This window comes from Tenacibaculum sp. MAR_2009_124 (assembly GCF_900105455.1).
Lineage (GTDB): Bacteria > Bacteroidota > Bacteroidia > Flavobacteriales > Flavobacteriaceae > Polaribacter.
Map to the genome: position 1 here is coordinate 89,178 of NZ_FNSF01000007.1, position 22,315 is coordinate 111,492.

The 22,315-nt window shown below is 31.3% G+C and carries 22 protein-coding genes; 11 read left to right on the forward strand and 11 right to left on the reverse strand.

All coding sequences use genetic code 11. The features are described 5' to 3' along the window. Nucleotides 1-6: 6 nt before the first annotated feature. The 10 genes from leuB to BLW23_RS17445 all read left to right on the forward strand — a co-directional run bounded on the left by leuB (nucleotide 7) and on the right by BLW23_RS17445 (nucleotide 10,769). On the forward strand, nucleotides 7-1,122 hold the full coding sequence (gene leuB, locus BLW23_RS17400; protein ID WP_093672245.1) for a 3-isopropylmalate dehydrogenase: 1,116 nt from the start codon (nucleotides 7-9) through the stop codon (nucleotides 1,120-1,122). 214 nt (nucleotides 1,123-1,336) lie between these two features. Continuing rightward, on the forward strand, nucleotides 1,337-2,194 hold the full coding sequence (locus BLW23_RS17405) for a M57 family metalloprotease (protein WP_093672247.1): 858 nt from the start codon (nucleotides 1,337-1,339) through the stop codon (nucleotides 2,192-2,194). A 376-nt stretch (nucleotides 2,195-2,570) separates the two neighbouring features. After that, nucleotides 2,571-3,428, forward strand: coding sequence for a M57 family metalloprotease (locus BLW23_RS17410; RefSeq protein WP_093672249.1), 858 nt, complete (start codon nucleotides 2,571-2,573; stop codon nucleotides 3,426-3,428). Between the two features lie 216 nt (nucleotides 3,429-3,644). Beyond that, a complete protein-coding gene (locus BLW23_RS17415) occupies nucleotides 3,645-4,388 on the forward strand; it encodes a hypothetical protein (RefSeq protein ID WP_093672251.1) in 744 nt (247 codons plus the stop codon). 91 nt (nucleotides 4,389-4,479) lie between these two features. Continuing rightward, nucleotides 4,480-5,535 carry a sensor histidine kinase gene (locus BLW23_RS17420; protein WP_093672253.1) on the forward strand — a complete coding sequence of 352 codons (1,056 nt, stop codon included), beginning with the start codon at nucleotides 4,480-4,482 and terminating at the stop codon, nucleotides 5,533-5,535. Nucleotides 5,536-5,572: 37 nt separating this feature from the next. Then, nucleotides 5,573-6,337: a LytR/AlgR family response regulator transcription factor gene (locus BLW23_RS17425; RefSeq protein WP_176829867.1), complete on the forward strand. Its 765-nt coding sequence runs from the start codon at nucleotides 5,573-5,575 to the stop codon at nucleotides 6,335-6,337. A gap of 203 nt (nucleotides 6,338-6,540) precedes the next feature. Further along, entirely contained in the window at nucleotides 6,541-6,867 is a 327-nt protein-coding gene (locus BLW23_RS17430) for a hypothetical protein (RefSeq protein WP_093672257.1), read from the forward strand. A 20-nt stretch (nucleotides 6,868-6,887) separates the two neighbouring features. Continuing rightward, the gene (locus BLW23_RS17435) at nucleotides 6,888-7,253 is read left to right on the forward strand and encodes a sialate O-acetylesterase (protein ID WP_093672260.1); all 366 of its coding nucleotides are present in this window, start codon (nucleotides 6,888-6,890) and stop codon (nucleotides 7,251-7,253) included. 392 nt (nucleotides 7,254-7,645) lie between these two features. After that, a complete protein-coding gene (locus BLW23_RS17440) occupies nucleotides 7,646-9,055 on the forward strand; it encodes a beta-galactosidase (protein WP_143032219.1) in 1,410 nt (469 codons plus the stop codon). 304 nt (nucleotides 9,056-9,359) lie between these two features. Next, on the forward strand, nucleotides 9,360-10,769 hold the full coding sequence (locus BLW23_RS17445; RefSeq protein ID WP_093672264.1) for a beta-galactosidase: 1,410 nt from the start codon (nucleotides 9,360-9,362) through the stop codon (nucleotides 10,767-10,769). Nucleotides 10,770-10,952: 183 nt separating this feature from the next. Here BLW23_RS17445 and BLW23_RS17450 read toward each other — a convergent pair whose 3' ends face one another. The 11 genes from BLW23_RS17450 to BLW23_RS17500 all read right to left on the reverse strand — a co-directional run bounded on the left by BLW23_RS17450 (nucleotide 10,953) and on the right by BLW23_RS17500 (nucleotide 20,658). Further along, nucleotides 10,953-12,464, reverse strand: a complete 1,512-nt coding sequence (locus BLW23_RS17450; RefSeq protein ID WP_093672266.1) for a glutamate synthase-related protein — start codon at nucleotides 12,462-12,464, stop codon at nucleotides 10,953-10,955. Nucleotides 12,465-12,583: 119 nt separating this feature from the next. After that, nucleotides 12,584-13,126 (reverse strand): Crp/Fnr family transcriptional regulator, encoded by a 543-nt coding sequence (locus BLW23_RS17455; RefSeq protein WP_093672268.1) that lies wholly within the window; start codon nucleotides 13,124-13,126, stop codon nucleotides 12,584-12,586. Between the two features lie 881 nt (nucleotides 13,127-14,007). Then, nucleotides 14,008-14,499: a GyrI-like domain-containing protein gene (locus tag BLW23_RS17460; RefSeq protein ID WP_093672270.1), complete on the reverse strand. Its 492-nt coding sequence runs from the start codon at nucleotides 14,497-14,499 to the stop codon at nucleotides 14,008-14,010. Next, a complete protein-coding gene (locus BLW23_RS17465; RefSeq protein WP_093672272.1) occupies nucleotides 14,496-14,951 on the reverse strand; it encodes a hypothetical protein in 456 nt (151 codons plus the stop codon). The genes BLW23_RS17460 and BLW23_RS17465 overlap by 4 nt, the downstream gene beginning before the upstream one ends. 3 nt (nucleotides 14,952-14,954) lie before the next feature. After that, nucleotides 14,955-15,680 (reverse strand): hypothetical protein, encoded by a 726-nt coding sequence (locus BLW23_RS17470; protein ID WP_093672274.1) that lies wholly within the window; start codon nucleotides 15,678-15,680, stop codon nucleotides 14,955-14,957. Between the two features lie 93 nt (nucleotides 15,681-15,773). Beyond that, nucleotides 15,774-16,895: a serine hydrolase domain-containing protein gene (locus BLW23_RS17475; protein WP_093672276.1), complete on the reverse strand. Its 1,122-nt coding sequence runs from the start codon at nucleotides 16,893-16,895 to the stop codon at nucleotides 15,774-15,776. Between the two features lie 52 nt (nucleotides 16,896-16,947). Beyond that, nucleotides 16,948-17,412 carry a DUF3995 domain-containing protein gene (locus BLW23_RS17480; RefSeq protein ID WP_176829868.1) on the reverse strand — a complete coding sequence of 155 codons (465 nt, stop codon included), beginning with the start codon at nucleotides 17,410-17,412 and terminating at the stop codon, nucleotides 16,948-16,950. Next, the gene (locus BLW23_RS17485) at nucleotides 17,375-17,956 is read right to left on the reverse strand and encodes an HAD family hydrolase (RefSeq protein ID WP_093672280.1); all 582 of its coding nucleotides are present in this window, start codon (nucleotides 17,954-17,956) and stop codon (nucleotides 17,375-17,377) included. The genes BLW23_RS17480 and BLW23_RS17485 overlap by 38 nt, the downstream gene beginning before the upstream one ends. A gap of 18 nt (nucleotides 17,957-17,974) precedes the next feature. Next, nucleotides 17,975-18,853, reverse strand: coding sequence for a pirin family protein (locus tag BLW23_RS17490; RefSeq protein WP_093672282.1), 879 nt, complete (start codon nucleotides 18,851-18,853; stop codon nucleotides 17,975-17,977). A 170-nt stretch (nucleotides 18,854-19,023) separates the two neighbouring features. Continuing rightward, the gene (locus BLW23_RS17495) at nucleotides 19,024-20,253 is read right to left on the reverse strand and encodes a S41 family peptidase (protein WP_093672284.1); all 1,230 of its coding nucleotides are present in this window, start codon (nucleotides 20,251-20,253) and stop codon (nucleotides 19,024-19,026) included. 27 nt (nucleotides 20,254-20,280) lie between these two features. Next, nucleotides 20,281-20,658 carry a hypothetical protein gene (locus BLW23_RS17500; protein ID WP_093672286.1) on the reverse strand — a complete coding sequence of 126 codons (378 nt, stop codon included), beginning with the start codon at nucleotides 20,656-20,658 and terminating at the stop codon, nucleotides 20,281-20,283. A gap of 214 nt (nucleotides 20,659-20,872) precedes the next feature. Here BLW23_RS17500 and BLW23_RS17505 point away from each other — a divergent pair, with 214 nt between their 5' ends. Continuing rightward, nucleotides 20,873-22,315, forward strand: a complete 1,443-nt coding sequence (locus BLW23_RS17505) for a sensor histidine kinase (RefSeq protein WP_093672288.1) — start codon at nucleotides 20,873-20,875, stop codon at nucleotides 22,313-22,315.

Genomic DNA, 22,315 nt, shown 5'->3' on the forward strand with positions numbered 1-22,315 from the left:
AAATAAATGAAAGTAAATATTACGGTAATCCCTGGAGATGGAATAGGCCCTGAAGTGACAGAACAGGCGAAAAAGGCGTTAAATGCTATTGCTGACGTTTTTGATCACACGTTTTTGTTTAAAGAAGCATTAATGGGAGCATGTGCGATTGATCAAACTGGTAATCCTTTACCAGATGAAACTATAAAGCTATGTAAAGAAACAGACGCTGTTTTATTTGGAGCAATTGGTGATCCAAAATACGATAATGATCCAACAGCCAAAGTTCGTCCAGAACAAGGTCTGTTAAAACTACGTAAAGAATTAGGGTTGTTTTGTAATGTAAGACCTGTAAAGGCCTATGATACATTAATTCATAATTCGCCTTTAAAAGAAGATCGTATTAAAGGAACTGATATTAGTATTTATAGAGAATTAACAGGAGGAATTTATTTCGGAATTAAAGAATTAAGCGATGATGGTAATGTGGCGTTTGATGGTTGTTCTTATTCTGTAGAAGAAATTGAAAGAATTGCGCATTTGGCATTTCAATCAGCTCAAGCAAGACTGAAGAAATTAACGTTAGTTGATAAGGCAAATGTATTAGAAACATCAAGATTATGGAGAAAAACGGTAGCGGCTTTAGCAAGTCAATACCCGGACGTGAAATTAGATTACTTATTTGTTGATAATGCAGCAATGCAACTAATATTAAACCCTAAACAATTCGATGTAATTTTAACGGAAAATTTATTCGGAGATATTATATCAGATGAGGCCAGTGTTATTGGTGGTTCAATAGGCTTATTAGCTTCTGCATCGGTTGGTAAGGAAAATGCGTTGTTCGAACCAATTCATGGATCTTTTCCACAAGCAAAAGGAAAAGATATTGCAAATCCATTAGCCTCTATTTTATCAGCAGCGATGTTGTTAGAACATCTTGGATTGCATGAGGAAGCTGGAGCGATTGATAAGGCTGTTCAAAAATCTTTGGAATTGGGAATAACTACTGAAGATATTAACTCAGAAAAACCATTCTCAACGAGTAAAGTAGGTGATTTTATAGCTGATTATATTAACAATCAGGAAGATAGTGATATGAATTTTCAAAATATTCATATGGGACAAAGTACTATCATATAATAGTATTTAAAAATAAATAGAAGACCGTCTTAATTGTTTTAAGGCGGTCTTTTATTTTGGTGTATTTTAAGATGTCGCATAAAGTATTAGGACATGGTTAGTTCATAAAATAGTATAAAGAATTAGTTCGTTGTTTTTGTGTAAAATACTGATTTAAAGTGATTTATGATTTTTTAGTTATATTTGTACAACTAAAACCCAAATACTAATAATTATGAAGAAAGTTATGCTGACCCTTTTATGGGGTCTATCAGCTCTGGTGCTTTGTACCTCATGTTCTGAAAACAATGATCAAATTACTGAACCTAATTCAGTTGAACAGACCGCAGAAACTCCTTGGTCTAAATCAGTTCCAAAAAATGTTATAGAAGCTGCTACGAAACTTGATCTTAATGTAGATCACTTGCGATATGATACATTTTATTTTCCTGATGGTACCTCAGAAGAACGTCTATTTATAGAGGAAGATATTGTTATGACCGAGCAGGAAATTTTGGCTCTCGCCAAATTTACCGATGGACGTCAATACGCTACAAACAATTTGGTTTCTCAAGGTAGAAACATAAGTATAATTGGATATACTGGTTTTCTGTATGGTTTATCGAGTAAAGAGCGCAATGCTTTAAGTATGGCAGTTAACAATTATAATAGCTTAAGCGGAGTATCGATAAGCTTTACATTAACGTTTGGTACAAATTATCAAAACAAAGATATGGTAGTTTATAGAAATCCATTTCAATTTGGATCGGGAGGGAGTGCAGGATTTCCTAACAATGGTTTGCCACATAAGTGGGTTCAAATCTACGGGTTATCGAGTTATAATGTGGATGTAATTGAGCATGTAATTACTCATGAGATAGGACATTCGGTTGGATTTAGACATACTGATTGGTTTAGTCGTGAAAGTTGTGGACAGAACACTAATGAAGGAGATGCTGGAGTAGGAGCAAATCATATTAATGGAACTCCAACAGGTTATGACGCTACATCAATAATGTTGTCGTGTTTTCATTCGGGAGTAAATGGAGAATTTAATAGCAATGATATTACAGCTTTACAAGCAATGTATTGAAAATAATTGTTGTATTATGCATTTAAATAAATACCACCGATTTTATCGGTGGTATTTATATTAAAGAGTAAAATAAATTGCAAAACTTCAATAAAAATAAGAGATTCGTATAAAGAGTATAGTTAAATTTGTGTTCTTAATTTTGTTGTTTTCTTTGGTTTTTAGTTTCTTTTTTTAGGTTAATTTTATTATTGTAGTTTTTTTGTTATAAATGTTAAATAAAATTAAACAAAATGTTGATTTATCATTTGTGTTTGTGTTTTCTGTTTAATTGTGTTTGTTGTTGCTTTAATTTTTGTGATATATTCAATTTTTAGCTTTTAATTATGTAGATTTGGCATAATTAAAACCCATTCTAATAATTAAAGCTAATATTATGAGCAAAGCTAAACTAGCCCTATCCTTGGGCTTATTGGCAGGGATTTTCCTTGCCTCATGTTCTAGTGAGAACGAACAAGTTAATGATTCAAATACTGTTGAACAGGCAGTTGAACATCCTTGGTCAAAAGCTGTACCACAGAGAGTTGTGGATGCCGCGGCAAAACTAGAGCTTAATGTAAATCATTTACGTTATGATACTTTCTATTTTCCTGACGGAACGTCTGAGGAACGTTTATTTGTTGAGGAAGATATTGCAATGACTGAGCAAGAAATTTTGACGTTAGCAGAATCTCAAAATGGACGCCAGTATTCTACAAACAATCTTGTGTCTCAAGGTAGAAACATTTCTATTATCGGTTATACTGGTGGTGGAGGATTTGGCCTTTCTAACAAAGAGCGAAGCGGATTGCAAATGGCTGTAAACAACTATAACAATTTAGGGTTAACCATTAGATTTACGTTGTCTTTTGGAACAAACTATCAATCTAAAGATATGGTAGTGTATCACAATCCTAATAATAGTGGTTCTGGAGGTCAAGCTGGTTTCCCTAGTGGAGGACGTCCTTATAAGTGGATTCAAATCTATGGTTTAGGAGGATATTCTACGAATGTAAATGAACATGTAATTACTCATGAAATTGGTCATGCAATCGGATTTAGACACACAGATTGGTTTAGCCGTCAAAGTTGTGGGCAAAATTCAAATGAAGGATCTGCAGGAATAGGAGCTAACCATATTAACGGTACTCCAACTGGATATGATTCAACTTCAATTATGCTAGCCTGTTTTAATACTGGAGTAAACGGAGAGTTTAATAATAATGACAAAACAGCGCTTCGTAGATTGTATTAATAGTAAAACTTCTTAATTTTATAAACCACCGATAACTATCGGTGGTTTTTTATTACATAACGTTTTATGTTTTTTTTAACACCTTGTAAATGGTACATTGTTTAAAACTTGAAAATTTCCTGAGCTTGTTGGTGTTTTTCCTTAGTTCATCAAAAACGAATTTTAAATTTTCTAGTATGGTAATACTTTTGAACTATTAACGAAAACGAAGTAAACATGAATACGAAGAAAGAACTTATATTTTTGAGAACATTTGCAATGAGTATTACTGTTGCGATAGGTGTGGTAACAACCGTAGCATTCAAAAATAAAGACAATGCCAAATTTGATACTATTGATGTAAAAAGAATAAATGTAATAGAGGATGATGGTACGGTAAAAATGCTTATCACTAATGCCGCTAATTTTCCAACGGAAGGTGATGAAATTAACGGAAAAGAGTTTCATAAAAGAAAGAAAAGAGCCGGAATGCTTTTCTTTAACGAAGATGGTTTAGAATGTGGTGGTTTTATTTACGATGGGAAGAAATCTGAAAAGGGGCATAGTGCAGGAATGTCTTTAACGTTTGACCAGTATGATGGAGATCAAGTAATGCAACTTATTACTACAGATGAAAAGTTTAAAGGAAAAAGATACAAAGCGGGAAGACTTGTTTTTAATGAAAGAGGAGATTATGAATCTCAGGGAGAAACGTCTAAAATTATGGAAGAACTGAATAGTATTAAAGATAAAAAAGTAAAACAACAAAAGTTCGAAGAGTATAGAAAAAAAGGAATGATTGGGGGAGTGCCTAGAGTTATGATAGGACAAACATCTGGAAAACAGAATGGATTATTTCTATTTGATCAAGAAGGAAATATAAGGGCTAAATTTATAGTGGATGCCGAGAATAAAATAAAACTTGAAGCTTATGATCAAAAAGGGAATGTAACTGATACTTGGCCACAAAAAAATAACTAACTTAAAAGTAGTAACTGGTTATGCCTTACTCAATCCGCAATGGAATTTCAAACTATATTTCATTGCGGATTCGATATATTTGTTTTTGAATATGAAAACCAAACCCAATTTTTTTAAAGATAACGTTCCGTTTTTAGTATTCCTTTTTCTGTTTAGCTGGATTATTATTATTAATAATGAATTAAGTTATTCCGAATCTTGGGAGGATTTTAAACTTTTTCCTGATGCTCCATTTTGGTTTTTTATAAAAGCTGTTTTTATTTTTTGGTTTACTCGTTTTATCAAGAAAATAATCGAAAAAAGAATAAAGACAAAAGATTCTTTATTGATAAATTATATAATGTTTTTTAGCGTTGGAGCACTTTTGTACCTAGTAATAAGTAGCATTTTCTCTTTGATAGTATCTTTGATTTTTGGTAACTTTCATAGAAATTATACCACATTATTTAGAGAGTTTTATCTTACAGTAGGTTCTCTAATTGATTTCATTATGTTCGGAGGTTTTTCACTGGCTTACTTGTACAATAAAGAAAGTATTAAGTATCAAAAAAAAGCGTCTGATTATGAGATTGGTAAAGTTAAAAGTGAAATCACACAACTTAAAGCACAGTTAAACCCTCATTTTTTATTTAATAATTTAAATATTTTAGACCAGTTAATTGTGGAAGACTCCGAAAGGGCTTCAGTTTTTCTAAATCATTTTTCTGAATTGTATAGATATAGTTTGCATAGTGCAGATAAAGAGTTAGTAACTTTGGAGGAGGAACTACTGTTCACTGAAGGGTATTTTAAATTAATGGAAGAAAAATATGAAGGATATTATTTTTTATCAATCGATAAAAAGTTGTTAGAGAAAGAACGTTTCGTCCCTCCATTTTGCTTACAAGTTTTAATAGAAAATGCTATTACTCATAATAAAGGGACTTCTAAAAACCCAGTTTATATAGAAGTGTTAGAAGAAGAAGGAATTAAAGTTGTAAATAATAAAATACCATATAAAAATAGTATAATAGGGAATAAAATTGCTTTAGTTAATTTGTCAAAACAATATAAACTACTCGGAAAAAAAGGGATCAAAATAAATAATTTAGAAAAAAAGTTTGAAGTTCTTCTTCCTTATTTAAAAAAAAGGAGCAACATAAATTAACCAAAGTTAAGTTTGTAAAATGATTAAAACCATCATAGTGGAAGATGAGCTTCCTGCCAAAAGGAAGTTGAGAAAATACATTAATGATTATAGTGAAAAAATAGAAATTGTTAATGAATTTGAATCTGTTGATGAGGTCATCGAATGTTTTGAGTCAATTCAAGAAATAGACCTCATTTTTTCAGATATAGAGCTAAGAGATGGTAATGTTTTTGAAGCATATAAGCGATTAGAAATAAAGATTCCGATTATTTTTATTACCGCATATAATAATTTTTGGATGAATGCTTTTGAAACTAGTGGGATTGAATATTTATTAAAACCATATCCTTTTGATCGTTTTAAAAAAGCGGTGGATAAATATGTACGCCTTAAAAAGGCTATGATAAAAGAGGAAGATAAGAGTGTTTTAGAAAAATTGGAAAAATACTTTGATAAAAAAACGAATACAGTAAAAACAGCTTATCAAGATAAAATTGCAATTAAAACGACACAGTATACCTATTTTTTAAGAATTGAAGAAATTGTTTATTTCCAGGCAGACCACGGTATTGTGCTAGCATTCGATGAAAAAAATAAACGACATGTACTTTCTCAATCCTCACTTAAACAGGTGGAAGAAATGCTAAATCCAAACATTTTCTTCAAAATAAATAGAAGTGAAATTTTAAATAAGGATTATATTGATAGATTAAGTAGGTATAATAAAAATATACTCGCTATTAATGTGGTTAATTCTGACATTGTTTTGAAAACGAGTCAAAATAAAACCGCTGAGTTTAATAATTGGTTAGGGATTTAATACTCGGAATCCTATAGCGATGCTGTTGGTTTATATTATTTTTATTGAATAAATAAGAGGATGTTACATTAGAGGAACAACTTGTTACATATCAGAATACTTCAGTTGTATAACTTGCCTAATATTGTATAAGTGTTTATGGCACTTAAAACATATAGGTTGGGCTTTGTTACACTTCAAATTGGAAATAAATATATTTATTAATGATAACTATCTATATTATTTCTAGTTTCTTACTAGTACTTATTATTTCATTTTTTTCTTCAAAAAAAGAAGGGAAGCATCTATTTATTCTTTCGGGACAATCAAATATGCAGCTTTTAAAGCCAAAGGAATCATTTATTCCTGAGATTAAAAAGAAGTTTGGTGCTAAAAATATAATAACTGTAAAATATGCTAAAGGAGGGCAACCCATTAGGAGATGGTATAAAGATTGGAAGCCTGCAAAAGGGAATGATCCAAAAGCGGAACCGTACTTGTACGACTCCTTAATGATACGTGTTAAAAAGGCTATAAAAAAAAGAAAATAACATCAGTAACTTTTGTTTGGATGCAAGGAGAAAGAGATGCAAGAAAAAATAATGGAGAGGTTTATGAACAAAGCCTCTTAGGTCTATATAAACAGTTAAGTGAAGATTTAAATAGAGCAGATATCAATTTTGTTATTGGTAGAATAAGCGATTTTGGTCTCAAGAAAAAGAAATGGACTCATTGGAAAATGATTAGAGAAGTTCAAATGAAAGTGGCAGAGTCTAATCCACGATTTGATTGGGTTAATACAGATGATCTGAACACAGGACGGAATAGAAAAGGGCAGGAAATTAAAGACAATATTCATATGTCGGCGAATGGTTATGTAGTTATGGGAGGGCGTTTTGCTGACAAGGCAATTAAGTTAATTGAAAGTAACAAATAATTTGATAAAACAAGGTGAGGTTTGTAAGGAGAGGAATTATTTGGTACTAAATACTTAGTGTAAATTTCCTGATAACAAAAACAGTATTAATGGATTTCTACTAAGAATATTATATTTCTTATGGAATTAGTAAATGCCAGATTTCTATTTAAATAAAGCTACCTACTGGATATTAAATACAACGAATACTACGGGTTAAATAACTGCGATATTCATAATTCCTAAAATCAAGTCGCTATTTTAATAGCACTATGATAAAGTCTTTAAAAGTATATGAGTGAATTGTTTAATTGAAACTATTAAGTCAAAAATAATTCAATAGTAAGAGGGAAATAAATACCCTATCCTCTTAATTAAATCAAATAATATTTAAATAAGAATTTAATTTAATTATGAAAAGAATTACTAATCTTATTTTGGCTATTTCGTTTCTATTTTTATCGTGTTCGGATAATTATATGACTAAAATTAGTCAGATAGAAATAAGAGAACAGAAATCAGCTAGAGTTGAAAATCAGAGTTGCCATGCCATTAAAAATTATGGTGAGTTGAAGAAAAAGCAAGGTACTTGGTTTAGTCTTGATGGAAATCAGAAATCTAAAATTGAAAATTCAATTAGAATTTGGGATGCTCATGGAAACTCGAGAGGCACACATAATGTCGTTACGGTATTTTTTAATGAATCCAAAAATATTACAGTTATACATACTATAAATAATTTACTTTATAGCAAAGAGAATTTGGGAGGTGGCACAATTTGCTCTCCAGGATTAAAACCCGTGCCTGCTGGCATTGCTCTTAGAGGAGTTAGCCGTCCAACTCGAGGATATGTTACCTCTAAACAGACATTTTATAACACTCCAGTTGAAAAATTAGATATTTCAATTCATCAAATTCGTTGGTCAGATTTGGAACCGACAAAAGGGAATTATGACTTTTCAATTATTGATAATGCTCTTGACTATATAAAAGAAGTCAATTCTAGTTATCAATATATTATTAGAATGAATTGTGGGGTATGGAGCCCAGAATGGTTAAAGGAAGAAGTAGGGTATGTTTTATGGGATTATAAGAAAGAAACAGATGATTTTAAGCTTCCAAAGTTCTGGAATACTAATTTTTTACAGAATTACGAGCGCTTAATGATGGTATTGGCGGAAAGATATGATAATCATCCAATGGTTGCAGCTGTGCAGGCAAATGCTTTAATGACTTTTCATGGAGAAGTGATGTGGAATCGGTTAGGGAGACCAGAATTTACTGAGGTCAACAGAGAAAATCTTTATGGTGGAGGGTATACAGTTGATAAAGATATTTCTGCTTATGAAGAAATGATGCGTATTCATGATAGAGCTTGGAAAAGAACTAGAACACTTATAGCTTTGAATCCTTATAAAACTGATGGAAATGATAGTCCAACTGACGAAACTTTAACAAGTCAGCTTTTTTCTTCTGCAAGGAATATTTTGGGAGTAAAAGGAATTGTTGGGCAACATACTCTATTTGACAATGTAGATAAAGAGATATATCAAAAATGGTTACTACCTCATGCTCGAATGGGGTACCCTATTTATTTTCAAACCCAAGTTTTTGCCGAGGGTATTGAATACGATTTGGAAGATTTATATAGAGGTACGAAAGTTGCTGGAGAAAATTTTGGAGTTTTTGTTGAGTTACCTAATAAATGGGACTGTACGGATATTATAAAAGGTCCGGGAGGAAATGATTGTAGCGAACATCACAGAGCTAATAACATGCAAGAAGGGCGTAGGCTTTTGAAAAGTAACGCACGAAAGTTTTAATAAATCCCCTCTAAGTTTATCCGAAGTAACGCAGTGATTCTGGGGTTAGGATTACTGTGTTACTCGTTTTTACTTAATTTATATACATTGATGCGTACTGATATTGAGTTTTCTTTAAGGAAATAGTAAATTTTAGATATGTTAAGTGCTAGGATACGTTTAGTTAAATTAAAAGTATTCAAAAGTACTTTGGTGAATTATTTAATTGTAAAAGAACAGTTAGAATTAATTCAAACATAAGAAGGAAAATAGAATATCTTACCTTCTTAATTAAATCAAACAATATTTAAATAATAATTTAATTATGAAAAAAATCACTAACCTTAGCTTAGCTGTAGTTTTTACGTTTTTATCGTGTTCAGATAATTATGTAACGCAAATGAGCCAAACCGAAGTATTGCAAGAGAGAGCAGCAAGAGTTGAAAGTCAAAATTGTTTTACCATTAAAAGTCATGGTGAATTGAAAAATGGAAGTACTTGGTTTAATGTAGCTGGAAATCATATAGATGATATCATATGTTCGGTTACAATATGGGATACAAACGATGAAAATCAGGGTGTTTATGAAATTAGGAACGTGTTTTATAACGAAAGCAGAGATGTTACAGTTGTACATACAATCAATAATGAATTGCACGAACAAGAAAATATTAAAAATGGAAGGCTTTGTTCAACTGGACTTAAGCCAGTGCCTTCTGGTATTGCTTTAAGAGGTGTTAGTCAATCAAGAGGCTATATTGATTCTAAAAGAACTTTTTACAATACACCAGTGAATAAACTAGATATTTCAATTCATCAAATTCGTTGGTCAGACCTAGAACCAACTAGAGGGAATTATGACTTTTCAATTATAGACGATGCATTGGAGCACATAAAACAGGTTAATCCTAACTATAAATATATTATTCGAATGAATTGTGGGGTATGGAGTCCTGAATGGTTGAAAGAAGAAGTAGGATACGTCTTTTGGGATTATAGACAAGACACTGATAATTTTAAACTTCCTAGATTTTGGGAATCTTCTTTTCTAAATAACTATAATCGCTTAATGAGAACCTTAGCTGAGCGATACGATGATAATCCTATGGTAGCCGGAGTTCAGGCTAATGGAATTATGACCTTTCATGGCGAAGTAATGTGGAATCGATTAGGTAGACCTGAAGTGTCTGTGAAAAATAAAGAAAATATGTATGCTGCTGGTTTTACACCCGATAAAGATATAGAAGCTTATAGAAGGATGTTGAGAATTCATAACAATACCTGGAAAAAAACGAGAACAATTGTAGCTTTAAATCCTTATAAAATTGATGGGAATGATAGTCCAACAGATGAGGAGAGAACTAGCGAGCTTTTTTTTGCAGCAAGAGGAATACTAGGAATAAAAGGGATTCTTGGACAACATAGTTTGAATCATAATAATATAGGTACTAAAGAGATTTATCAAAAATGGTTATTACCACATGCAAAGATGGGGTACCCTATTTATTATCAAACTAACGTGTTTAGTCGATATAAAGATTTTGAATTGGATGACTTGTATGAAACCACAAAAGTAGCTGGAAGAAATTATGGGGTTTTTGTGGAGATACCGAATAAATGGGATTGTGTTGATATTAAGACTGGACCAGGAGGAAATGATTGTAACGAACATCATAGAGCTAATAATATGCAAGAAGGTAGAAGACTTTTGAAAACAAATGCTGATAACTTTTAATATCTCCCTTTAAGTTTGTTCAGAGTAACACGGCGACTTCTTTTTTTGAACTGCCGTGTTGCTTATTTTTCTTGAGGAATATATTGTAATAACCAGTTAGGTTGCTGATTTAAGATTGGTAATAATCAAAACTCTGAGCTTTTCCATGGGAAACTCAGAGTTTAAATGATTAACAAATATTTTTTAATAGTTAATGGTTCCTGCAAATCGGATATTAGCTAGCTCAGCTATATCTTTTTTCCAAGTAGTAATGTCTTTAGAGTTAAATTTATTTAAATTATCGTGCCCGCAGGCCCTAGCCATGACTTTCATTAGTTCGGCAGAGGCGGTAAAGAAATTAAATAATTGATTTGCCGATTTATCAATATTTAATAGTTTCCTTAATTCAGGTTTTTGAGTAGCAATACCTGCTGGACAGTTGTTCGTATTACACATTCTTGCTGCAACGCAGCCTATTGATTGCAATGCGGAATTTGATAAAGCAATTCCGTCTGCGCCTAAGGCCATTGCCTTTATAAAATCATCAGGAACACGAATACCTCCAGTAATAATTAAAGTAACATCTTTACGATTCATTTTATCAAGATAATGTCTTGCTCTAGCAAGAGCGGGGATTGTAGGGACAGAAATATTGTTTCTAAAAATTAATGGAGCAGCTCCTGTTCCTCCTCCTCGGCCATCGAGTATAATATAATCCGCACTTGCATCTAAAGCGAATTGAATATCTTCTTCGATATGGTTAGCTGATAGTTTAAAACCAATCGGAATTCCTCCAGTAATTTCTCTTACTTTATCAGCGAAGTCTTTATAATCTTGAGGAGTATTTAAATCGTCAAATGTAGGTGGTGAAACGGCTGGTGTTCCTTCTTTTAAGTTTCGTACTTGAGCTATTTTTCCAATAACTTTATTCCCTGACAAATGACCTCCAGTTCCTGTTTTGGCACCTTGACCTCCTTTAAAATGAAAAGCTTGTACTTTTTTTAGTTTATTCCAGTCAAAACCAAACTTAGCTGAAGCCAATTCATAAAAATATTTTGAGTTAGCTTCTTGCTCTTCATTTAGCATTCCACCTTCTCCAGAACAGATCCCCGTACCTGCTAGCTCAGCACCTTTTGCTAATGATATTTTCGCTTCTTCAGAAAGTGCTCCATAGCTCATGTCGGAAACGAATAAAGGAATATCTAATTTTAGCGGTTTTTTAGCATTGGGGCCAATAATTAATTCTGTTTTAACTTCAATATCTTCCATCAAAGGCTTGGTTGCCATTTGGGCTGCGAGTATTTGAATATCTTTCCATTGTGGTAATTCTGGAATTGGAACTCCCATAGCTCCCATTTCACCATGATGACCGACTTTTGATAATCCATCTTTCGCTAAGGCTTTAATATAAGCAAGTGTAGGCTCTTCCTTTGTTGCTCTAGATGTAGGCGAAGTGTTTACCGCCGTTTCTACTTCTTTTAACGTAGCATGGGTTCCGTCACAATAAGGTGGATTTTTACTGTGTTTACACATACATAAATAGGCATCTCCTGTTTCCTCTGCTATGAATTTTTTTGGAGTAATATCAGTAGTTCTATGCGAACCATCGCAATAGGGCTGATTCTTACTTAATCCGCATGCGCACCAGTATTGTTCTTCTCCTTTTTTTAATGTTACCTTAATCGGTTTTCGATCTGCTATTTTTGGTTTGCTCATAATAACTTATTAGTTTCTGTATTCCTTTCAAAATTCAAAAACTCCAGAGTATTATGCATTCATCTATATGAAGAAAAAAGTGTGAATTATATGATTAGTTGTTAGTTAAAGTGATTGGGTTAATCTTTTGAACGTATTATTTTTCCTTTTAAAGTACTCAAGGTTTGAGGTGCGATTCCCAAAAAAGAGGCAATCATATGTTGAGGTACTCTATGGATTAGTTCGGGATAGGTTTTTAAAAAATATTTGTATCTATCAATGGCAGGAGTGCCCATAAGCATCAAAACCCGTCGTTGAAGTCTACCAATCCTTCGATATAAAAGTTGAGTATTATGGATAATTTGTTCTTTTGAGAGCTTAGTTTCGAAAAAGCAATCTTTATCAAAAATAATAACTTCCGTCTCTTCCATACAATCTATGTATAACTCAACTGATTGATTATATTCCATTGCTTCAAGATCGCCAATAATCCAATTTTCAGAAGCAAACATGTAAATATGTTCTTTTCCATTGCTATCTATGATGTAGCTTTTCAATAAACCTTTAGTAACGTAATAAGCAAAAGGTTTAGTGCTTCCAGCTTTTTGTATTGTAGTTCCTTTCTTAAAAAGTTTTGTTTTGGCATTATCGGTGGCTGCTAATATATTGTCAAGTGTTTCCATTTCTGTAAAAGTAATAAAACAATTTTTTTAAAAAAAAGACTAACGATATGTGTTTGAATGTGATACATAAAAAAAGGAGCTTATGAAAAGCTCCTCTTAATTTAACCTTAAATATAAAAGCCCCCCAGCTTTATTACTTAAATTACTTATATGACACATAATTTTTTGATAGGTCACATAAAAATTAAAAAAAAATTTAAAAAACAGTAAAAAAATAAGAAAGCTCCCGAAGGAGCCAACTTCTCCCCTTAAAAAAAGGGAAATAAAAAAGGTTATCGTTAGTGTAATATACTTTTTGGGGAAAGTTTGTAATGGGATGATTACGGGGAGCGATAACCTTTTCGTAATTTAATATAAGGGGAACATTAATTACACTGCAAAGATATAACGTAACTTTGAGTGAAAATATCGTGAAGTATGTATGAAGTGATTATTTTTTACTTTACTATTTATATTCAATCCTACTACATTTCGTTGGTTTATAATGTGGTAGCGTGATTGGTAGTGTCTCTTAATGAAGGCTAGTTCAATGATAGAAATTGTTTAGATAATCGAAGAAATTCGTTTCTGTTATCACCGTCATGCGCATAATGTCCCATATTAGGGACTACCCAGAGTTGTGAGTTTTTTAATGTTTTGTGCAGATGCGCTACCGATACGATTGAAATTTGTTCAGCCTTGTCTCCCAGAATGATTAGAGTTTTAGTTTCGGTTTGAAATATTCGATATCTTCTTCTTTTAGGGAATCATGTATAGCTCTTACCGAAGCTTCCCAAGCATTCACAACTTCTTGGTGGTTTTCTTTAGTTGTTGTTTTATTTTATACATGGTTAAATATATAGTAGGTTATAGTATTTAAAGTGAAATGAGTTTAAAATATATTATTTCGCTTTTATTGGAATCCAAATTTCTTCTTCAGAATTAGGATCGTTGTTTTTATAATTTTCTCCTAATACTTCGAAATGAGGTCTGTCATCAACAACATAAGGAGAGTTTGGAATCCATTCTGAAAAAATATATTGAAATATAGAGGGATTTGAACTGGAACCTTTATAATCAAACACAGCGTATGTTCCTTCTTGAATAATATAAGTCTCCATATTATTGGGTATTAAATCGAAATTAAGCACCTCTACAATCGCCCATTTTTCGAATTCGTTTGAAGGATTGAATTGTTTATAATAATTAGGAGGATACACCTGCATAGAGATTTTGTCTTCAGAAATACGATTTTGAATCTTATTGATTTTTGGAACAAACTGACTCCAAAGTTGATGTGTTTTATTATTAACTAAACTCATCTCAATTCGTTGACCGATGAATTTTTTCTCAGTTAATTGTTCAATTCTAGGTTGAGGTTTTGCTTGATTCATGGAGTATTCGATTTATCTATCTCTGGTCTCTCGGTAGGCTGTAAGTTAAAAAAAGCGAAACCACTTTCAATTACTTCTACCTCAAAGTCTCTTTTTAAGTGAATTCTATTATCTAATTCATGAAATAAGTAAATGAAAAAAAGAATAAAAACCCCAAAACCAATCCAGAAACTAGTATATAGTTTTTTTGGAATGTTAATTGTATAAAATCTATTTATTATCTTACAAACGATCAATGAAATAGAGAAATAAACAATTAAATTAAAAATCATTTCTGATATAAAATATTGCGTAGATAAGGATGTATGAAATCCTGGTCCTTTATAAATCAAAGGGAAACCAACGAAAAAATCATCTGGGCCATCAACAACTAATACATATTTCCACTGTGAAATTAGTACAAATGAAATTATAGTTAGAGGAAGTACACTTTGAATTATTAGTCTTTTCATATGTTATCGATCAATTCTATGATAAGTTTTACCATTTTTTATATAGCTAGTGTTTTTCTTCTTTTTTTCAATAAAGGAAAGTATTTTTTCAATGGTAATCGAACTAATTTCTTTCTTTTTATATGGTTTGAGTTTGTCATCAACTAGAATATTCTCTTTTATTTTCCATATGCCTTTCGAAATTTCTTTTGTCATATTTGCGTAATAATTATGGAATATTTTCAGTTCGATTACATTTTTAGGTAATATGAAAGAACTTGTAGAGTTATCGTTGTTATGATCAATTTGTATTTCACCAATAATAGGTCTTTTTAGAGTAATTGAAACATCCTTTTTGTTTGAAGTGAATTCAGGAAAGGGTATTGATTTAGCATCAGATATTATTGAAATTTTTTTGACCTTTCTACGATAAGGTTTTTTATAAGATATTTCAATGTTTTTACTTGAAGTAGTATCTTTTACTCCATAAATATAAAATTCCTTTAAAAGATCTTTGCTTGGGTAAAGTGATAAATTTCCGTTTTTATTAATTTCATATGTACCGTAAACTTTTAAATCAACGGCTCCAAAGGAGGCATAATAGAAAAATGTTTTGTTTTTGATAAGATAAACTCCAGAAGCCATTTCGAATCCTGACAGATTATAATGTCCTTCTATAGAGGCGTACGGGGTTTGTGAATGTATTTTTGTTACGACTAATACAACGGTTAATAATAAATAACGAAACATAATTTTTAAATAAGGTTAGATAATAGCAATATTCAGACGCGATTTTGATAAGTCAAGAGGGAGGTACTGCAATATAAAGTATATTTTTAAAAACTATAGCTGCTTTTCGAGTTCTTTCAATAAATCAATTTCCCAGAATTTTGGAATAGACATATTTGCGGCAATAATAATGGTTAATTCCTTTTCTGGACATCTTGTAAGTCTTGTATTATAACCAGGTTGTTGCCCAGAGTGAGATTGTACTTCTCCGAACTTTTTTGAAGTAAATAATGTCCAACCTAATCCGTAATGAGAACCCCAAGCATCGGCAAGTTTGCCATCATTTAACTTTGCTGGAGTTGTGGCTTTTTTTAAACTTTTTTTGCTAATAATATTGTTTTCGTATAGAGATTTGTCCCATTTCAGTAAGTCGTCCAGAGTACTAATAACAGAGCCGTCTCCATAAAAACCACCGAGCCAATAAACAAAGCTGTTTTCAGGAGTTTCATAGGCAATTCGATTGTTATTCGTTTTAGTATCATATACATATCCCATTGCTAATTCTGGTGTTTTAACCGCTCTATAATCTGTAGCATGTTCCGCAGAAGTGTTGCTCATATTTGCAGGGTCGAAAATTTTTTCTTTCATGAAGTTCTTATAGCTCTTACCGCTAACTTTTTCAATTAAGGAAGCTAGTGTACAATATCCTATATCGCAGTATTCCCATTTTTCTCCAGGTTTCCATTGCAACGCATATTTTTTCGAAGCAAACATTTCAAACATTTCCTTATTCCCATTTACTTTTGTTGTATCTAGATCTTTCCACATGGAATTAACAAAATTTGGTAAGCCTGAAGTATGAGACATCAAATGTTGTATGGTTATGTTTTTGTATGGGAAATTAGGTAAGTAATCTGAAACATAATTATGAATGGATAGCTTTTTCTCTTGTTCAAGAATTAGGATACCCGAGGAGGTAAACTGTTTAGACAACGAAGCCAATTGAAACTTGGTGTTTTTATTAAAAATCCTTTTAGATTCATTATTGGCGTATCCAAAACTTTTTCTATAAATAACCTTGTTTTTATGTGCAATTAGAACTTCACCATTAAATCTGTTATTGTTACGAAACGTTTGCAGATAATGAGTGATTTTTTTGGTATTGATTTTAATTTCTTGAGCGCTAAGGTTAGCGCAGAGGAGAGTTAATAGCAGTAATTGAGTAATTTTTGTCATGGTAGTAGTTTGCCATAAAAATAGAGAAATATGAGATCGTAAAATTGTGTTTTTATGCCTTTTTTACTTTTATTAGAATAATGAATCCGATAAAACTTATTGTTAAACAAAGGGGAGAGTACAAGTAGCCGTCAAAATAAGCAAAGTTTGTGTTTTGAATTTGTCTAAAGAAACCAACATAGTACAAATCGCCAATAGACCTTAACAGGAATAAAAAAGGAATTAACCACAAGAGGATAGTTTTTAGGTATGTTAAAGTTTTAGATTTTAGTGGTTTTTGATAGAATAGATAAACTTTAGAAAACAGGAGAAGAACAAACGCTACGATAATACTATCTGTAAAAGTTGGACTTAAAACTTTGATTCCTTCAGATGTTTCAGGTAAGGTATTGTTGAATCCCCAGGTTCCTCCAAATGCCCAATAAAAATGGATAGCCGATAGGAATAAAAATACGATAGATAAAATTTTAGACAGAGAATTACTTTTGTATTTTCTTCTTCCAATCTCTTTTTTCAATCTTTCTGACATTTTTTTCATCTTTCAATGTTTTTAAATACTTTGCTAAAAAGAGTAATTCATCGTCATCGTTCTGTCCTAGATATTCTTTCGGATAAATGGCATTTCCATAGTTTTCAATACATTTATGGGGAGTGTCATCAACAATGAGTGTTCTCTCGAGTTTAAAGCCTAATTTTTTTACTTTTTTTAGAGGTTTGATGTAGTTGTATTGTTCTTGATATCTATTGTCATAAATCCCGTAAGAATCGATATCTAAAATCCGTTTAGGTTTGCATCGACTTCTCCCCCAAACAAACTGTAAATTAATCTCTTTTGGAATTATACAATTGACAATTTCACGAACGTAATCATCCGAAGCGGAGGACCAAATGGCTAAATGATAATCATTTCTTATTTCATCAATGAATTCATGTAGATATGGTCTTTGGTAAACATAATAATTGAATACAGAGAAATCCTCTTCTTTATCTAGTTTATTAGAAGTAGCATGAATTAAGGTTTCGTCAATATCGAGAATGAGTAATAGTTTTTCTTCTTTCAATTTGTAAGTGTTGTTGCCTTATACGTTTACAGTGGGATACGGAATATAACTATTATCGTTTATAACTTTAGGAAACTGCTTGTTGTTCCAAGCTAACTTTGCTTTCTCTATTTTAGCTTTATCATGTGATACAAAATTCCAATCAATATATCTCGGTTCTTCAAAAGGCTGACCACCAAAAATGAAAAGTTTGGAGTTCGCTTTTATTTTAAATTGACAAAAATCATCTTCTTTTGAAACTAGTAAATGCCCTTTTTTAACAATCTCATCACAAGCTGTAATTTCTCCCGAATGTACTAAAATACCTATTTCGCCTTTTAAATTACCTGTTAAGTTTACAGTGGTGTCTTTTTGAGCTACTATTTCTAACATAAATAAATCAGACCATAAGGTTAAATTTGACTGTTTTCCGAATGCAGAACCTACAATTAGTTTCATAGCTAAGCCATTCTCGTCCCAGGAAGGAACTTCATGGGCTTTTAAATGATGGAATTCTGGTTGGTTATCTTCCATATCTTTTGGTAAGGCTAACCAAATTTGATAACCTTCCATTTGGTAGGTTTTTTCTTTTAATTCTTCTGGAGTTCTTTCAGTATGTGTAACACCTTTTCCAGCAATCATCAGATTCACCTCGCCAGGAACAATTTTTTGAGAGGTACCAATACTATCAGCATGCATTACAGCACCACTTAATAAATAAGTTAAAGTAGCTAAGCCAATATGCGGATGTTGGTCTACACTCATAATTTTGTCCCTCCCAAGTGTTGTTGGTCCCATATGATCAATAAAAATAAACGGACCAATCATTCGCTTTCTGCGAAAAGGAAGTAGCCTACCTACAAGAAAATCTCCAATATCTCTACTTCTTTCTTCAATAATTAATTTTGTGTTTGACATAAGGTTAGTGGTTTGTTATCTCTTTTCCTTTTATAAAAATAAAGAAATATTAATTTAATTGGTTCTCTATAAAATAAATCAACTATATGATAATGAAAGTTTAAAACCAAAAACAGCGCGAATCACTAATTCGCACTGTCAAAAAAAATGTTTAGTTAGTATATTCGTTTTTACTTTTTTATAACTTTTAACACATCATCTATTGTATATTCATCTTCCATTTCTATATCTGGAACAACTCCTTTTGCTTCGATAGACTTTCCGTCTTTAGTTCGGATTTCACAATTAGGAACATAGGCAAAATAATTACCAAAAAGTATTTTGAGTACTGGGTTTCCTGCACCGGCAGTAGTTTGACCTATAACTTTCCCTCGTTTTAATTCTTGTAAGGTAAATGCAAAATATTCAGCAGCAGAACCCGTGTTTTTTGAAGTCATGATATAGACAGGAGTATCATAAAATTTAGGTCCGTTAGTATAATTAAAAGGAACTTCTGAAGTTCTCCATTCTGTTTCACCTTTGCACTTTTTTTGTAGCAAAGTTTGATGCTTTTTACTCTTAAATAAATGAGTAAATATAAACCCACTAATAGCTCCGTTTCCACCGGGATTATTAGTAATGTCAAAGATTAAAGCATCACAGTCTTTTAAAAAAATTAGTGCAGCCACCAGCTTTGAATATGCAATTTCATCTGCAATACATCGATCCCACTTAATGTAACCGATGTTTCCTTTTAAGAATCTTACTTCAGAAAAACCTCCATTATGGTTAACTTTTTCTAAAGGTGTTTTTTCTAACTCTGTTTTTAAACTAAGTTTTTGTACTCCAACATGAAAATGAATGTCATTGGCTTCTGAAACTAATTTTTTCTTTATTTTTTTTACTATTACTTTTGGTGGAAGGTTTCCAAAATCAGTATTCAGGAGGATTTTCTGTAAATCATTTCCTTTTTCTTTATCAAAATAAACAGCAGCAATAGATTGGTTGACGTAATCTATCAACTCTTTTTGTTGCTCTTGTGTTAATGGAGTTTGTGTAAATTCTTTATACGCTTTTTTTATTTTTTTCAAAATTGAAAGCCACCTCTTATCAGTATGTAATATCTCTAAATCTTTATTTGTTACAATGCTATTTAGGTAAATATGTTTTGATTTGATAGCTTTTTCTAAATAATTAAAGGATAAATTAATGTTGTTGTTTTTTGCAGCGCAAATAGAAGCATCGTAATAATTTTGACCACTTCCGGTTTCTTTTTTAAACTCCTTTATATAAGATTCTAAACAAGCTTTGTATTCTTTATTTTTTAATTGATTTTCGGCGTTTTCAAACTGCACTCCATTTGTCTGAGAGAACAAAAATAGGGGTGAGAAAAAAAGGATAATTAGAATTATTTTTTTCATGAGTTGTTATTTGTGAATTAAATGGTATTAGATGCTTTTGATTTGAATGTCAATGGTGATTTTCTTTTTATCGGTGCTATGGGAAATATCCAATGTTGTATTCTTGTTATGAGATTTTTCCTTTAAATCATCGCTGATTTTGGCAATATTAACTTTTATTGCATCGTTTTCTAGGTGTATGTAATTTGCAATAGCAATTCCTAGTGATTTGAATTTAGTTGAACTTTTTAATTCTTCGTAGGAGTGAAATAACTGCGATATGGTTTTATTATTTTCGGTAAGAACTATTTCAATAGCTTTTTGTTGGTAGTTACCAAATGAAATTTCAATGTTACTATTTTGAGCGACTCCAAAATGAAAAGAACTTATAAAGCATATAAATAAAATTAATTTTTGAATATTCATGTTTTGTTGATTTGATGAGACAAAATTATTGTTTATGTTTATGGTAGTTAGGTAATTGAGTATTAAAAAAGCTTAAGAGAAAATTAAAAGAATTGTTGGTGAATGGAATGATTAAGCTCAAACCTTAAAAAACCTTAAAAACTCTTAAATAAAACTAAGAAGTAGTAAATACCTTATGTAAATACGTTTCTTTGAAAATAAAAACAACTTATAAATGGAAGGAAGAAATTTCAAATATGTAATTCTTTTAATAGGATTATCTTCCTTAGGAATCATTTTTTCTCAAATAAATTGGTTAGATAATAGTTTTACACTTACACGAAAAAATTTTAATGAGTCTGTTGTAAAATCTCTTACCGAGGTTAAAGAGGTTATTAAAACACATAATAGAAAGAATAGCATTATTATTGATGAAAATTTTAACACAGACTATGATTATGTAAGTGAAGATTTAAAATATAGATTTAAACTATACTCAATTAAAAGGTTCAATTTTACACCAAAATTTGATCAAGATTTCTATAATTCCTTAAACGAGTTTCAGGAGGCATTTTTGAAACGAAGAAATACTGTTGGTAATTTTAAAGAAACCGTTTCTATAATTTATGGTCAGGAAAATATTAAAGGTCTTAACTATTACGAGGAAATAGATTTTGAGGGTTTAATAGAAAAAGTTTTTACTTCTAATGCAATAAAACTGACCTATAGTTTTGGAATTAAAAATACTAAATCCGATAAATGGAAATGTGTTTTAGGGAAAGAATTAACGAATATGACCTTATTAGAAAAAAGTGAATACACGTTAGAGGTTTTTGATGATACGAGTCTTTATGTGATTTTTTATGATAAAGAATCATATTTATATAAATCATTATTTTTTAACGTGGTATTATCTACGGTAATGGTTTTAATCATCTTATTTAGTTTATGGTTCTCTTTGCGGATAATTTTAAAGCAAAAGAAGTTGTCTCAAATTAAAACCGACTTTATCAATAATATGACTCATGAGTTTAAAACACCTATAGCATCTATTGGCACAGCGGCAGTTACCATTGAGGAACCTGAGATAATTAAAAATGAATCAATTGTACGACAGTTTACGAAAGTAATTAAGGAAGAGAATGAACGTATGAATAAGCAGGTAGAAATGATTTTAAAGTTGGCGCAAAATGATCATTTTATAGCCGAACTAGAAGTTGAAATTGTAGATATATTGGAGCTTGTGGAAAAAGTTGTTTCTCAGAGTAAAATTCGAATTGATAAAAACAAAGGAACTATTAAATGTTTAGTAAAAACAAAGAACGCCATTGTTAATGCCGACGAAATGTATTTACATCAAGCCATTAGTAATTTGGTAGATAATGCGATTAAATATTCACCTAATAACGTCGATATTGAAATTCTAATAGAAAGTAAAAAAGAATACATAGTTATTCGTGTTTCAGATAAAGGAATGGGTATTCTAAAAGAGGATGTAAAGAGGGTCTTTGAAAAGTTTTATAGAGTTTCAACTGATGATCTTCATAATGTAAAAGGATTTGGATTAGGATTAAGTTATGTGAAACAAATAGCAGAAGCTCATAATGGATATGTGTCTCTTAAAAGTAGTAGGAAAGGGAGTATCTTTTCGTTGTTTTTGCCACAGGAAATTAAATAG